We start from the raw sequence: 12,890 nt of genomic DNA, 5'->3' as shown, positions 1-12,890 counted from the left end.
ATCAAGGACGGAAAGATCGCATGAACATGACTGGAGCGGGCGGCGACCGTATCGCCGTGTTCGGGGCCGGTGTCATGGGCGTCGGCATCACCGCGCTCGCGCTCGGGCACGGTGTCCCGGTTCTGCTGGTGGACGTGGATCCGGACAAGCTCGCCGCCGCGTCGGGTGAGATCCGCGGACACCTCAGGCAGGCCCAGCTGATGGGCGCGCTGCCGGACGTGCCGGCCGGCGAGCTGACCACCTCGGAATCGCCGGACGGCGTCGAGGGCGCGATCGCCGTCATCGAGGCCGTCACCGAGGACTTCGAGACGAAGGCCAAGCTGCACGCCGAGATAGCGGCGGCGGTCGCTCCCGGTACACCTCGGATCACGAACACCTCGTCGATCCCGGTCGCCGAGCTCGCCGCGGCGCTACCACACCCCGAGGACCTCGTCGGCGCTCACTTCATGAACCCGCCGTCGCTGATCAGGACGATCGAGGTGATTCGCGGGCCGCAGACCGGCGACGCGGCGCTGGCCGCCGTCAAGGCGCTGGTCGAGCGGCTCGGGCGCAGACCGATCGTCGTGGAAGACGGACCCGGCTTTGTGACCAGCATGCTGCTCCACCGCATGATCAACGCCGCGGCCGACCTCGTCGAACAGGGACGCGCGTCGGTCGAGGACGTGGACGCGCTCATGGAGGGCTGCCTCGGTCACCCGAGCGGCCCGCTGCGCACGGCCGACCTCATCGGGATCGACAACCTGGTCGACTCGCTGCGCGTGCTGCACCAGCGGACCGGCGACGTGGGATGCAGCCCCTCGCCACTGCTGCTGCGGAAGGTCGCAGAGGGCGAACTCGGCCGCAAGACCGGCCGCGGCTTCTACGAATATGCGAGGTTCTGATGGCGGGCCAGGTCGAAGTGAGCGACGCACTCCAGCAGTACGTGCGCGACGTCTCCCTGCGCGACGACGAGGTGCTGCGTGATCTGGCGGCCGAGACCGCCGGCATGAGCGCCCTCGCCGCGATGGTCACGATGCCCGAGGAAGGCCAGCTGCTGGGCCTCCTGACCAGCCTCGTGGGCGCGCGCAACGTGCTGGAGCTCGGCACGTTCACCGGCTACGGCGCGTTGTGCATGGCACGCGCCCTGCCGTCGGGCGGCCGTCTGGTGACCTGTGACATCAGCGAGCGTTGGACGCGCATCGCCCAGCGGTACTGGGAGCGCGCGGGCGTCGCGGACCGGATCGAACTGCGGCTCGACACGGCCACCAAGGTGCTCGACACGCTCCTCGCCGAGCAGGGACCCGACAGCTTCGATCTGATCTTCATCGACGCCGACAAGTCCGGATATCCCGACTACTTCGAGCGCGCGCTGACCCTCGTGCGGCCGGGCGGCCTGATCATCCTCGACAACACCCTGTTCTTCGGTCGTGTCGTGGATCCCGCCGCGCAGGATCTCGACACGCTTGCCATCAGGGAGCTCAACGCCGCGCTGCGCGACGACGATCGCGTCGAGCTGTCCCTCATCCCGATGGCCGACGGCATCACCCTGGTGCGCAAGCTCGCGCCGGACCCACAGAGCCCGTCCCCCGACGGATCATCACGAGAAGAAGGAACGCGTCATGCCTGAATCGACCACCGAGCACCTGACGACCGCAATGATCGAACAGCGGCTGCTCGATTTCCTCGCCGAGCGGACCAAGCTCGAGTGGGAGGTCGGGCAGGACCTGTTCGACTCCGGAGTCCTCTCCTCGTTGTTCGCGATGGAGCTCGTCGTCTACGTGGAGAAGTCCTTCGACGTCGCCGTCGAACGCGAGTACCTCGCACTGGCCAACTTCCGCACCGTGCGCGCGATGACCGACTTGGTGCTGCGGCTGAGGAAGCCCGCCGATGCGTGAAGACCTGTCCGCGATCGTGACCGAGGCGGTCGGTGACGCCGCAGAGCGCTGGGACCTGGCCGGCGAGATCCCCTTGGACCTGCTGCGCGGGCTCGGCGGCAAGGGCCTGCTGTGCCCCGAGATCGGGACGCAGTTCGGCGGGCTCGGCCTGACCGGCAAGGAGTGCGGGGAGCTGACGGCCCATGTCGGCTCCCTGTGCAGCTCGCTTCGGAGCGTCATGACCTCACAGCAGATGGGCGCCTGGACCATCTCGCGGCTCGGCGACCGTACCCAGCGCGAGGACTACCTGTCCCGCCTCACCGGTGGCGAGCTCGTCGCCGTCGCGTTCAGCGAACCGGACGCCGGAAGCGATCTGTCGGCGATGTCCACCGTGATCCGCGAGGACGGGGACAGCCTCGTCATCGACGGCGTCAAGACCTGGATCACGGCCTCCGTGTACGCGGATCTGCTCGTCGTGTTCGGCCGCTACGGCGACGGTGGCGCTGCCGTCATCATTCCGGCGACCAGCCCGGGCGTCCGGCGGGACCCGGCGCGGTCGCCGCTGGGCTGCCGCGCCGCCGGGCATGCGACGGTGACGCTCGACGCGGTACGCGTTCCGCGCGCGAACCTGCTCGGCGCCGCCGGGCAGTCCCTGGCCATGCTCACCACGATCGCGCTGACCTGCGGCCGTCTCTCGGTCGCTTGGGGCTGCGTCGGAATCCTGCGCGCCTGCTTGGCCGCGGCGACGGCGCACGCACGCGACCGGCGGCAGTTCGGCGTGCCCATCGCCAAGCACCAGCTCGTCGCCCGTCATCTGGCGGAACTGTACGTTGCGGAGCGCACCGCGACTCTGGCCTGCGAGCGTGCCAGCGACTGTTGGGACGAGGGCTCACCCGACCAGTTCACGGCAGCCGTACTCGCCAAGCTCGTCGCCTCCCGGGCAGCGGCCCAGGGTGCCGCGACGGCGGTTCAGGTGTTGGCCTCCGCGGGAGCGCAGGACGGGCACGTCGTCGCCCGCGCTTACCGGGACGCCAAGCTCATGGAGATCATCGAAGGTAGTAGCGAGGTCAGCCAGATGATTCTGGCCGATCGGGTGATGGGAGCGGGCCGATGACGATCGGTATCGGAGCGATCACGTGCCTGTTGCCGCCGCGGCGGGTTGCCGTGACCGAACTGCCCGAAGTATCTGAACTCGGCTCGATGGAGCGCGAGTTCCTGGAGACCTCCGGCGTGCGCACGGTCGGCATATTCGAGGACGGCGATGTCGGCTCGCTGGCCGGCCGGGCCTGCAAGACGCTGCTTGAGGAGTACGGGGGGAACCCCGATGTGATGATCATGGTTGGGCCGCGCGCGCCGGATGTGCTGATCGGGTCCGACGTCTGCAAGGCCCAGGCGCATGGCGAGGTCAAGAGCGCCTTCGCCTTCGCCGTGGACGGTCTCGGATGCGCGGGCTCGTCCGCGGCCTGGGCCCTCGCCCGAGATCTGCTGATCGCGGACCCGAGTCGCGAGAGCGTGCTGATCACCTTCGCCAGCCTGCCGACCGGCGATTTCCGGATCCGCTATCCGGTCACGGTGATCGGCGATGGCGCCTACGCCATGACGGTCGTGCGCGGCGGTCGGCCGGTGCTGCGCGCCCACCGGCAGGAGACCGATGGCGCCTTCCACGACCTGTTCTATGTCGACTACAAGAGCGGCCCGATGCCGGAGTGGCGCGAGGAGTGCCGCTCACGCGACCGGTACAGCTTCGAGTTGGCCATGCACAGCAGGGTCCGGTTGAGTGCGCTGGTCGACGGCGTGCTCAAGGACGCCGGGATCACGAAGGCGGAAGTCTCCGCGACGTTGATGCAGAACGTCACCGAAAGCGCCTTCCAGTTCTACGAGCAGACCCTCGAGCTGCCGATCCACCAGTTCTGCCGGGCACACCTCGCCGACGCCGGGCACCTCGGGGCCATGGATGTCGTGCTCAACCTCCAGCGGGTCGTGTCCATGGGAGGCCTGAGCCGCGGGGATTTCGTGCTGGTGCTCAACAACAGCCCCGTGGCGGCGTGGATCGTCACGCTGTGGGAGATCTAGGAGTCATCTGATGGAGAACGATCCGACGCTGGTCAAATGCCTGATCTGGGACCTCGACAACACACTGTGGCAGGGGACGATCGCCGAGCAGGACAAGGTCGTCTTGAGCGACGCCGTCCGCAAGGTGATCGTCGGACTCGATGAGCGCGGCATCCTGCAATCGGTCTGCAGCCGCAACGACTTCGACCACGCGTGGAGCCGGCTGGAGGAACTCGGAGTGGCGGAGTACTTCGTCGTTCCGCGCATCGGCTGGACGCCCAAGTCCGGCATGGTCAAAGAGATCGCGGAGGAACTCTCGTTCGCGCTGGGGGCCATCGCATTCATCGACGACATGCCGGCCGAGCGCGCCGACGTCTCCTACCACCATCCCGAGGTGCGCTGCTACGAAGCCGAGCGCGCAGCCGAGCTGCTGGAACTGCCCGAGTTCACACCCACGGTGATGACCGTCGACGGACGGCGGCGCCGCCAGATGTACCAGGCGGCGGCCCGCAGGGAAACCGCGAAGTCCGAGTTCGCCGGTCCCGACGAGGACTTCCTGCGCACGCTCGGCATCGTACTTCGGATCGTACGCGCCACCGATGAGGACATCAGCCGGGTCGAGGAACTCACCCTGCGCACGAGCCAGATGAACGCCACGGGCGTGCATTACTCGGACGGGACACTGCGCTCACTGCTCGCGGATGAGTCCCACGAGGTGCTCGTGGTGACGCTCGACGACAAGTTCGGTGGGTATGGCGCGGTGGGCCTGCTGCTGATCGAGAAGTTCGAGCACGCATGGAATATCAAGCTGCTGGCCACATCGTGCCGGGTGGTCTTCTCCGGCGCGGGCACGATACTGCTGCGCTGGCTGGCCGACGCCGCGGCAAAGGCGGGGGTCCACCTGGTCGCCGACTTCCGTAAGACAGACCGCAACCGGATGGCCGAGGTCGCCTACAGCTTCGCCGGTTTCCGGTCCGAGGACTGCGACTGCGTGGAGGAGATCCCGCCGGCGTCCGAACCGGGGGTCGAACGGCTGCACCTCACGCCCACGCAGCAGGAGCCGCCGTCCACGATGACGGTGTATGCCACCGATGTGCGTTCGCCCGAGGCTGCCGACCTCATGTGGGGCATCGCCGGGGCGGAATCGTAAACCGCGGCCTCGCCCGAGCCTCAACTGCCAGAGATAACGCATTTTCGCCACATGCCGCGCATGTGGCTTGATCTGCGCCCGAAATCATTGAATCAACACACCTGGTGTGAGATCCCCCCTCCCCCCACGGTAGAGCACAGGAGTAATCGAATGACGTCGACCGCTGCGAAGCAGAGTATGGCCGCGCAGAACGAGCCAGGACGGGGTCGGTGGCTGGTCTTCGGCGTGCTGGCTTTCGCCCAGTACCTGATGACCTTGGATACCAGCATCGTGTTCGTGGCGCTGCCGTCGATCCAGACAGACCTGCACTTCACCCAGACCGGGCTCGCGTGGGTCATGAACGCCTTCATTCTTTCCTTCGGCGGCTTCCTGATGCTGGGCGGCCGGGCAGCGGACGTCTTCGGCCGGCGCAGGGTGCTGACCGTCGGCCTGGTACTGATGGGCATCGCGTCGCTGGCCTGTGGGCTGTCGACGCAGCCCTGGCAGATCGTCACGGCCCGGGCGATACAGGGCCTGGCCGGCGCGTTGGTGCTGCCCACCACGATGGCGCTGGTCCTGGACATCTTCGAGCCCGGGCCGGACCGCAACAAGGCGCTGGCCATTCTGGCCAGCCTCGGCGGGATCGCCGGTGCCACCGGAACGGTCTTCGGTGGTCTGCTCACCGCCATCGCCTGGCAGGCGGCGTTCCTGGTGTACGTCCCGATCATGCTCCTTCTGCTCGTGTTCGGCGTTCGGGTAGTGCCCGCGAGCGCACCGACCGCCACGGGTGGCATGGACGTGTGGGGTTCCCTGACCGGTACCGGCGGACTGTGCCTGCTGCTGTACGGCCTCTTGGAGGGCGGCAACAAGAGCTGGACCTCGGCGGCCGTGCTGAGTGCCCTCGCCGCCGCGGTGGTGCTGCTCGCGGTGTTCGTCCTGCGGCAGCTTCGGGCCGCCGTGCCGCTGATTCCTCGCCAGTTGTTCGGGCTGCGCAACGTCGTCTTCGGCAACCTGACCAACGTGGTGCTCGGCACGCTGCTGGTCGGGATCTTCTTCGTGCTGACTCTGCACCTGCAGGCCGAGCGCGGCTACTCGCCCGTCGAGGCGGCCCTGCTGACCACCCCGATCTGCCTGGGGCTGTTCGCCGGCGCCAACATCGTGGTCCGGTTGTTCGCCCGGATGGCCCCGGTCACTGTGCTGGTCCTCGCGTTCTCGCTCCAAGCGGTCGCTCTGGTGTGGTGGGTCGCAGTGCTCGACGTGCACGCCAACATCGTGCTGTCCTTCATCCTGCCCGGCATGCTGTACACCTTCGGGATGGGACTGGCGATCGTGCCTGCGGTCATCATCTGCACCACCGGGGTTGAGGGGGACGTGGCCGGCGCGGCGTCCGGTTTGAACAACACCACCCTGCAGATCGGCGGCGCGATCGGTGTCGCACTCCTGAGCACACTGAGCCAGCACCGGTTCGACACGGCGCTGGCCGACGGTGACAGCATGGCGGAGGCCAGCAACGCCGGCCATGCCTGGGCGCTGGCCGGCGGTGCGGGCGTAGCCGTCGTCGGCTTGCTGCTGGCCCTGATGCTGCGGGCCGGCATCCGAGGGCAGCAACCCCCGGCCGACTCCCAGCCTGCCGAACCGGTTGCTGCCGAGGGCGTCCAACCCGCCTAGTGACCTGGTCCGGAGAACTGGAGCAGTAGCAGCAGGCGGATGCGGTCGATGATCTGCAGGGCGCAGTGGATCGTCTCCCGCGGGGGCCGTTTGCGGCCCGCGAGACGTCGTCCTGTGTGGAGATCACGCGCGATCCTGGCCTCGGCCGGCGGCCGAGGCCAGGATCGCGGACGCGTGGCTATTGATGGGTGCTCGACTCACCTGCTGGCGCAGCCTCAATCGCGTGTTCGATTGAACAGCGGCGTCTTACAAAGACTCGTGGGGGGTTTCCTCGTACAGCTTTCGCACCTTGTCCAGGACCTCGTGGTCGGTGCGCCATTCGGTGCGGTCGACGGACAACACTGCCCGAACGCCGGTGCCTGCGTTGGTGACGAACGCGGCCTCCATGTCCGGTAGGTCGGACACGCTGACGGGCTCCGTCACGGTCAACTGGTCGAGTTCCTGGTTGATCAACGCCATGGTCACGCCCGGCAACCATTCGGCCTGCGGCCATATCACCCGCCCCTGCTTCACGAAGCCGATGTTCGACGTCGAAGCCTCACTGATCATTCCGCCGTCGTCGGTGAACAGTACGTCGTCGAAGCCGGCCCGCTGTGCGCGACGGCGGTGCATGAGCGCGCCGAAGACGCTGACGTGTTTGACCGTCGGAATCTCGCGTTGGTACCGCGCGGCCTGAAGTCTCAGGGGCGCCGAGACGCCGGGCGCGACCGGTCGAGTGGTCACCAGGATGCTCGGCTCCGCGTCCGAGCCCATGGTCCCGAGGTCGAGAGCCGGGTCGTAGATCGTGACCCGAACCATGACCGGCCCAGGATCCGCGGCCAATGCGTGCCGCACATGGTGACGAACGGCGTCGGTGTCGAGTTCGACGTCGAACAGTTGCCGGCAGTCCCTCGTCAAACGCTCCAGGTGCAGGGAAAGGCCCCGCACGGCGAAGTTCTTTACCAGCATCGTTGTGAAATGCCCGTAGTTGGTCAGGGCGAGCACTCTCATCTGATCCGGGCCGACCGGAGCGCCATTCAGTTCCATCGCGTCCTCAATTATTCGAAGAAGTCCGCAGACCGATAATCGAACCGCCATTCTTTCACATTCAACCACGAATAAGCTACTTGCGTGCTCGCAGTAGAACATCCAGCTTTTCTGGCGGTGCTCTGCGAACTGGCTCAGGCAATGACTCTGACGCGAACCCGCGAAAGGGTCCACCAAAAGCCTCAGCCGTTACAGTCTGACGAGTCCACAGCGGGAATCAGGTCAGCGATCCCGTGAATGGAATCGGACTCTGGAGACCAAGGCGCGAGCGCTGAATTCGTAATCGGCGCCTGGCCCCGATTGTTCAAGTTCGAGACTTCCTCGTGCTGCCGGCGGTCCAGCCCGGCCGATATTCGAAGAGCGGATCAGATTTCATGCACCTGCCCGCCCGGCTCGCGGCTCATGCCCGCCGCCGCCGGCTGCGGATCGACCGAACCCGGCGTCACCGCAGCGTCATGCGACGGCCCGCCCTGAACGGCATCGGGACAGTACGGGCGAACCGCCGATCCGATCACCGAGGACAGGCCGCTGAAGGATCGAGGCCAATGGTCAAATCCGCCGACGCGGTTGCTTGGGCGATGGGTAGTAGTGATGGACGTGAATTCCCCTAAGAACAACCCACTGCCCTGTAATAGATGAGGCTGCCAGTCGGTTTTGCAAGAAGGTTTACCGTGTTGACCGTCGCGACCGAACGCCGGATTGAAACTGCAAGGCAAGTCGACGCCGAGGCCGCCGCCGAGTCGCGGTCCTTGCGGAGGCTGGCTCGACCTCGTCTATGTTCGCTCTGTGGTAGAGCTCAACCGGTACACGAGCATCGCGCTCACCAAGCTCGACGTCCTCGACACCTTCGACAGAATCGGAATCTGCGTCGCCTTTTCAACGCTCCGCGAAAACAGCGAGTCAGGTGGGAGTTTCTGACATGATTGGTGCATGGATTCCGCCGAGATAACAACAGTCGCTGGGCTCTTGGACCGCACCCGTGACGGTGTCCTGCTGTACGGCCTGACCCCACCACGGCAGACCACCACTCCCGACCAGGCTGCCGCCGTTGCCGCCGCGGCCCTGAACCGGCTCCGGTCGGTGCAGATCGACGGGCTCATCCTCTACGACGTGGACGCCGAGGCCGACCGGACCGAGGCCCCGCGACCGTTCCCGTTCATGCCGATGATGGACCCGGCCCACTTCGTCGACGACCACTTCGCCGACTGGGCCGGCCCGGTGATCGTCTACCGCGCCGTGGGCAAGTACACCGGCGACCAGCTGGACAACTGGTGGTCGAAGGCCGACCGCGACCGGGTGCTGACCGTTCTGGTCGGCGCGGCCTCCCGGCACCAAGTGGTCCGGACGAGCCTTTCCGAGGCCTACAGCAGGCATGCCGGACTCTCCCTCGCGCCGCGGATGGGCGGCGTGGTCATCGCCGAACGGCACGCCGCCTCGGGGACGGAGCACGCACGCATGCTGCGCAAGCAGGACGCTGGCTGCGAGTTCTTCGTCTCCCAGGTCTGCTACGACCTGAACCACACCCTCAACCTGCTCTCCGACTACACCCAAGACTGCCGCGACCGGGGCCTGGACCCGAAGCCGGTTGTGCTGACCCTGGCCCCGTGCGGGTCGGTGAAGACCCTGGAGTTCATGACCTGGCTCGGCATCGACGTCCCGCGATGGCTCCGGGCCGAGATCACCCACGGTGACCCCCTCACCGCCTCGTACGAGCAGTGCCTTCTCAACGCCCGGGCCCTGATCGAGTACTGCCGCCGCCTCGGCCTGCCGTTCGGGATCAACGTCGAGAGCCTCACCAACCGCAAACTCGAGATCGAGGCCTCCATCGACCTCGCCCGGGAGATCCGCGACCTGCTGGGCTGAATCACAGAGAAGCGACTGGCACGAACGCTCATGGTCTCGTAATGCGTAGGTCTCGGGTTCGAATCCCGAAGGCGGCTCTGTGGAAGCCCCAGGACTCACTCGCCGTGACCTGGGGCTTTTGCCTTTCCCGGGGTCAGGCCGGTACGGATGCCCTGTCGCGGAGGTCGGCGTGCAGTCGGTGTCCCCAGGCCAGGGCGGAATCCGCGGTGGGGGCCACGTGGAGCACGGGGTGTCCGGCGCGGACTTCGGTCACCATGCGTTCATCGGTGATCTCGCCGGTGAGCCCGTTCTCGTCGAGGCAGCGTCGCACGTCGAAGAAGCCGCCGTTCACCACCACCAGATGGCGGCCGGGCCAGTCCGGGGCGCTCACGGACACCCCGGCGGATTCGAGTGCCGCGAGGGCGAGCTCCGCCTCGGACGGGGTCCCGAACTCGGCGACGACCGAGCGGGCGTCGATGATCACGGCGTCCGCGCCGATGCCGTCGCCGATGCCGTCGATCACCGAACCCGCTTCGAAGTCGCCCGTGTTGAGCCGGCAGACGATCTGCACCGAGTGGCGCTGGGCGGTCCGTACCGCCTCCGGGTGCAGGACCTTCGCGCCGTGGTGGGCGAGCAGCACGACGTCCTCGTAGGAGAGGGCGGGAATGCGCCGCGCCTGCGGGACCAGGCGGGGGTCGGCGTCGTACACGCCGTTGACGTCGGAGTAGATCTCACAGCTCTTCAGGCCCAGAGCACCGGCCAGCGCCGTGGCGCTGAGGTCGGAACTGTTCTTACCGAGCCAGGCCGGGGTCCCGGCCCCGTCGTCGGCCTGGCCGCCGGGAAGCACGACCACGGGAGCGCGCGTGAACGCCTGCTCCAGCGGGCCCGGGTCGAAGCCGGTGAGCGTGGCCCCCTTGTGCCGGGTGCCGTCGGAGTGCAGTCCGGTGCGGTCGCCGTGCAGCATCACCGCGTCGACTCCCTCGCCCTGCAGGGCTATCCGCAGCAGACCCGCGCCGATGGTGTCCGCGAGGGGCAGCACCCCGTGGAGCGCTTCCACGGAGACGCCGGGGTCGATGGACCGGGCGATCTCGCGCAGGTTCTCGGTCGCGCCCGGCATGCCGCTGACGACCACGACGAGCCGTTCCCCGGCGTCGACCCGGGCTCTGATGTGCGCGGCCACGTCGCGGTAGTGGCCGGCGGAGGCGAAGCTGGACCCGCCGAACTTCAGTACGCCTGTGGGGCGGTGGTCGGTGGTGCTGCTCATGCGATGCCCTCCTGGACGGCTCGTTCGGCGATCTGCAGTGCGTTGAGTGCGGCGCCGATCCTCAGGTTGTCCGCGACGAGCCACAGCAGGGCGCGGTTCGGGCGCTCGGGGTCGACCCGAATGCGGCCGACGTGGACCAGATCGGGCGCGTCGACGATGGTGCGGGGCGTGGGCCAGCCCTCGTGCCACACCTTGACCTCGTCCTGGGCGTCCAGCAGCCGGGCCAGTTCGGCGGCGTCCACCGGGCGGTTGCACTCGAGGGTGACGGCCTCGCTGTGCCCGTTCTCCACGGGGACCCGTACGCAGGTCGCGACGAGGTCCAGTCCGGGCAGATCGAGGATGCGGCGGGACTCCTGGCGCATCTTGCGCTCTTCGAGGGTGAAGCCGTCGTCCTGCAGCACGTCGATGGCCGGCAGGACGTCGAAGGCCAGCGGGCGGCTGAACCGCCGGGCCTGAGCGGTGTCGCCCGCCAGAATGCTGCGCGCGCCGTCGTACAGCTCGTCGATGCCGTTCTGACCGCCGCCGGAGGCAGCCTGGTAGGTGGAGACGTAGACGCTCCGCAGTCCGAAGGTCTCGTGTACCGGGCGCAGCAGACGAACCAGCGGAATGGTCGAGCAGTTGGGGTTGGCGACGATCCCGGAGATCGGGCGCTCGGCCAGCAGGGCGCCGTTGACCTGCGGAACGACGAGCTGCGATGCGGGGTCCATCCGGAAGGCGTTGGTGTTGTCGATCACCAGGGCACCTGCCCCGGCGGCCTTCCCCGCCCATTCGGCGCTGACGGGCGTACCCGCGGAGAAGAACGCGATGTCGACGTCGGAGAAGTCCGCGGTGCGCAGGTCCTCGACGACGACGCTCCGGCCGAGGACGGACACGGTGCGGCCGGCGGACCGCTCCGAAGCGATCAGCCGCACGGACTCGTGGGCGAATCCGCGCTGCTCGATCAGGCCGAGCAGGGTCTGGCCTACGGCTCCGGTGCCGCCGACGACGGCGATACGGGGTGGACGCGAACGGCTCACGTGGTGCTCCGGGAAGGGAGGGCCGGTACGGGACCGGCGGCGTGGACTGCCACAGGGGCGACAGGAGTGGGGACGGGGGTGACGACAGGAGCAAGGGGGGTGGGCTCGGCAACCGGGGCAACCGGGGCGACCGGGCGGCTCGGACCGAAGCGCCAGCCGAGGTTGATGCCCAGGGTCGCGGCGGCGATCAGCGGAATGCCCAGGGCCTGGAGGAGGCTCACGCGGTGTCCGTACACGGCCCAGTCGCAGAACATCGCGACGGCCGGGTAGATGAAGGCCAGCACGGCGATCTTGGACGTGGGCAGCTTCTGGTACGAGGAGTACATGAGGGCGTACATCACGCAGGTGTGGATGACTCCGAGGCCGACGAGCCAGGCCCAGCCGGCGCCCAGGCCCGCGGTTTCCGCGAGGCGCGTGAACGGAAGCAGCAGCGGGATGCCCACGAGGACCTGCATCAGGGCGACCAGATGCGGCCGCACGCCCGTCACGCGCTTGGTGAAGATGGTGGAGAGCGCGTAGAAGAGGGCCGCGAGCAGTGCCTCGCCCAGTCCGAGGAGGTAGCTGCCGCCTCCGACCAGGTCGGCGGGGGACACCCCGGCGACCAGGACGAGTCCGCCGAAGGCGACGGCCAGCCAGGCGAACTTCGAAACCGTCAGCTTGTCGCGGAAGAAGAGCGCGCCGAGCAGGACCACGTAGAACGGCTGCGTGTGGTAGACGACCGTGGCGACCGAGATGGACGTGGACCGGTACGACTCGAAGAGCAGCACCCAGTTGAAGACGATGAACACGCCGCCCAGGCAGGTCAGGAGAACCTTGTGCCGGGTGAAGCCATGGTCACGGAAGAATCCGCCGGCCAGGCAGTACAGGCCGAGTGCGACCGCGCCGAACACGCAGCGGAAGAACACCACGTTGAACGGAGTGGCTCCGGACTCGACCACGAAGACGCCGATCGTGCCCGAGAGGGCCATCGCCAGTGACAGCTGGAGGGTGCCCTTGCGTTCCAGGGCCGCTCCGGTCGGGGCTGCGCTCATGGTGAACCT

13 protein-coding genes are annotated in these 12,890 nt (G+C 67.8%); 9 read left to right on the top strand and 4 right to left on the bottom strand.

Annotated features, from left to right (window positions below; translation table 11 throughout):
- The first annotated feature begins 20 nt into the window (after positions 1 to 20).
- The 7 genes from ACFRU2_RS22860 (at position 21) to ACFRU2_RS22830 (ending at position 6,702) form a co-directional block, all read left to right on the top strand.
- Entirely contained in the window at positions 21 to 881 is an 861-nt protein-coding gene (locus ACFRU2_RS22860; protein ID WP_382974912.1) for a 3-hydroxyacyl-CoA dehydrogenase family protein, read from the top strand.
- On the top strand, positions 881 to 1,606 hold the full coding sequence (locus tag ACFRU2_RS22855; protein WP_382974909.1) for an O-methyltransferase: 726 nt from the start codon (positions 881 to 883) through the stop codon (positions 1,604 to 1,606). The genes ACFRU2_RS22860 and ACFRU2_RS22855 overlap by 1 nt, the downstream gene beginning before the upstream one ends.
- On the top strand, positions 1,599 to 1,874 hold the full coding sequence (locus ACFRU2_RS22850; RefSeq protein WP_382974906.1) for an acyl carrier protein: 276 nt from the start codon (positions 1,599 to 1,601) through the stop codon (positions 1,872 to 1,874). Before ACFRU2_RS22855 ends, ACFRU2_RS22850 begins: the two co-directional genes overlap by 8 nt.
- Entirely contained in the window at positions 1,867 to 2,967 is a 1,101-nt protein-coding gene (locus ACFRU2_RS22845) for an acyl-CoA dehydrogenase family protein (RefSeq protein WP_382974903.1), read from the top strand. The genes ACFRU2_RS22850 and ACFRU2_RS22845 overlap by 8 nt, the downstream gene beginning before the upstream one ends.
- Entirely contained in the window at positions 2,964 to 3,926 is a 963-nt protein-coding gene (locus tag ACFRU2_RS22840; RefSeq protein ID WP_267038625.1) for a 3-oxoacyl-ACP synthase, read from the top strand. Before ACFRU2_RS22845 ends, ACFRU2_RS22840 begins: the two co-directional genes overlap by 4 nt.
- Positions 3,927 to 3,936: 10 nt before the next feature.
- Entirely contained in the window at positions 3,937 to 5,055 is a 1,119-nt protein-coding gene (locus ACFRU2_RS22835) for an HAD-IIIC family phosphatase (protein ID WP_382974900.1), read from the top strand.
- A 150-nt stretch (positions 5,056 to 5,205) separates the two neighbouring features.
- Complete coding sequence (locus tag ACFRU2_RS22830; protein WP_382974897.1) at positions 5,206 to 6,702, top strand: MFS transporter; 1,497 nt, start codon at positions 5,206 to 5,208, stop codon at positions 6,700 to 6,702.
- A gap of 246 nt (positions 6,703 to 6,948) precedes the next feature.
- Here ACFRU2_RS22830 and ACFRU2_RS22825 read toward each other — a convergent pair whose 3' ends face one another.
- Positions 6,949 to 7,728 carry an aminotransferase class IV family protein gene (locus ACFRU2_RS22825; RefSeq protein WP_382974894.1) on the bottom strand — a complete coding sequence of 260 codons (780 nt, stop codon included), beginning with the start codon at positions 7,726 to 7,728 and terminating at the stop codon, positions 6,949 to 6,951.
- A 699-nt stretch (positions 7,729 to 8,427) separates the two neighbouring features.
- Between ACFRU2_RS22825 and ACFRU2_RS22820 the strand changes: the two genes are divergently transcribed.
- Positions 8,428 to 8,646, top strand: a complete 219-nt coding sequence (locus ACFRU2_RS22820) for an adenylosuccinate synthetase (protein WP_382974891.1) — start codon at positions 8,428 to 8,430, stop codon at positions 8,644 to 8,646.
- 12 nt (positions 8,647 to 8,658) lie between these two features.
- The gene (locus tag ACFRU2_RS22815) at positions 8,659 to 9,591 is read left to right on the top strand and encodes a methylenetetrahydrofolate reductase (RefSeq protein ID WP_382974888.1); all 933 of its coding nucleotides are present in this window, start codon (positions 8,659 to 8,661) and stop codon (positions 9,589 to 9,591) included.
- Between the two features lie 133 nt (positions 9,592 to 9,724).
- Here ACFRU2_RS22815 and ACFRU2_RS22810 read toward each other — a convergent pair whose 3' ends face one another.
- From ACFRU2_RS22810 to ACFRU2_RS22800, 3 genes are read right to left on the bottom strand one after another with little or no spacing between them, the layout of a single operon-like run.
- On the bottom strand, positions 9,725 to 10,834 hold the full coding sequence (locus ACFRU2_RS22810; protein WP_382974885.1) for an aspartate kinase: 1,110 nt from the start codon (positions 10,832 to 10,834) through the stop codon (positions 9,725 to 9,727).
- A complete protein-coding gene (locus ACFRU2_RS22805; RefSeq protein ID WP_382974883.1) occupies positions 10,831 to 11,850 on the bottom strand; it encodes an aspartate-semialdehyde dehydrogenase in 1,020 nt (339 codons plus the stop codon). The genes ACFRU2_RS22810 and ACFRU2_RS22805 overlap by 4 nt, the downstream gene beginning before the upstream one ends.
- Complete coding sequence (locus ACFRU2_RS22800) at positions 11,847 to 12,881, bottom strand: DMT family transporter (RefSeq protein WP_382974880.1); 1,035 nt, start codon at positions 12,879 to 12,881, stop codon at positions 11,847 to 11,849. Before ACFRU2_RS22800 ends, ACFRU2_RS22805 begins: the two co-directional genes overlap by 4 nt.
- Positions 12,882 to 12,890: the final 9 nt, after the last annotated feature.

This window comes from Streptomyces sp. NPDC056883, assembly GCF_042788835.1.
Taxonomy (GTDB): domain Bacteria; phylum Actinomycetota; class Actinomycetes; order Streptomycetales; family Streptomycetaceae; genus Streptomyces; species Streptomyces stoeckheimensis.
This window is presented reverse-complemented; position numbering and strand designations above follow the sequence as displayed.

What these genes read in the sequence shown, in the direction of transcription:
- ACFRU2_RS22835 (WP_382974900.1), top strand. Translation starts at nt 3,937, where the DNA reads ATGGAGAACGATCCGACGCTGGTCAAATGCCTGATCTGGGACCTCGAC.
- ACFRU2_RS22855 (WP_382974909.1), top strand. Translation starts at nt 881, where the DNA reads ATGGCGGGCCAGGTCGAAGTGAGCGACGCACTCCAGCAGTACGTGCGC.
- ACFRU2_RS22850 (WP_382974906.1), top strand. Translation starts at nt 1,599, where the DNA reads ATGCCTGAATCGACCACCGAGCACCTGACGACCGCAATGATCGAACAG.
- ACFRU2_RS22825 (WP_382974894.1), bottom strand. Translation starts at nt 7,728, where the DNA reads ATGGAACTGAATGGCGCTCCGGTCGGCCCGGATCAGATGAGAGTGCTC.
- ACFRU2_RS22810 (WP_382974885.1), bottom strand. Translation starts at nt 10,834, where the DNA reads ATGAGCAGCACCACCGACCACCGCCCCACAGGCGTACTGAAGTTCGGC.
- ACFRU2_RS22830 (WP_382974897.1), top strand. Translation starts at nt 5,206, where the DNA reads ATGACGTCGACCGCTGCGAAGCAGAGTATGGCCGCGCAGAACGAGCCA.
- ACFRU2_RS22845 (WP_382974903.1), top strand. Translation starts at nt 1,867, where the DNA reads ATGCGTGAAGACCTGTCCGCGATCGTGACCGAGGCGGTCGGTGACGCC.
- ACFRU2_RS22800 (WP_382974880.1), bottom strand. Translation starts at nt 12,881, where the DNA reads ATGAGCGCAGCCCCGACCGGAGCGGCCCTGGAACGCAAGGGCACCCTC.
- ACFRU2_RS22860 (WP_382974912.1), top strand. Translation starts at nt 21, where the DNA reads ATGAACATGACTGGAGCGGGCGGCGACCGTATCGCCGTGTTCGGGGCC.
- ACFRU2_RS22815 (WP_382974888.1), top strand. Translation starts at nt 8,659, where the DNA reads ATGGATTCCGCCGAGATAACAACAGTCGCTGGGCTCTTGGACCGCACC.
- ACFRU2_RS22840 (WP_267038625.1), top strand. Translation starts at nt 2,964, where the DNA reads ATGACGATCGGTATCGGAGCGATCACGTGCCTGTTGCCGCCGCGGCGG.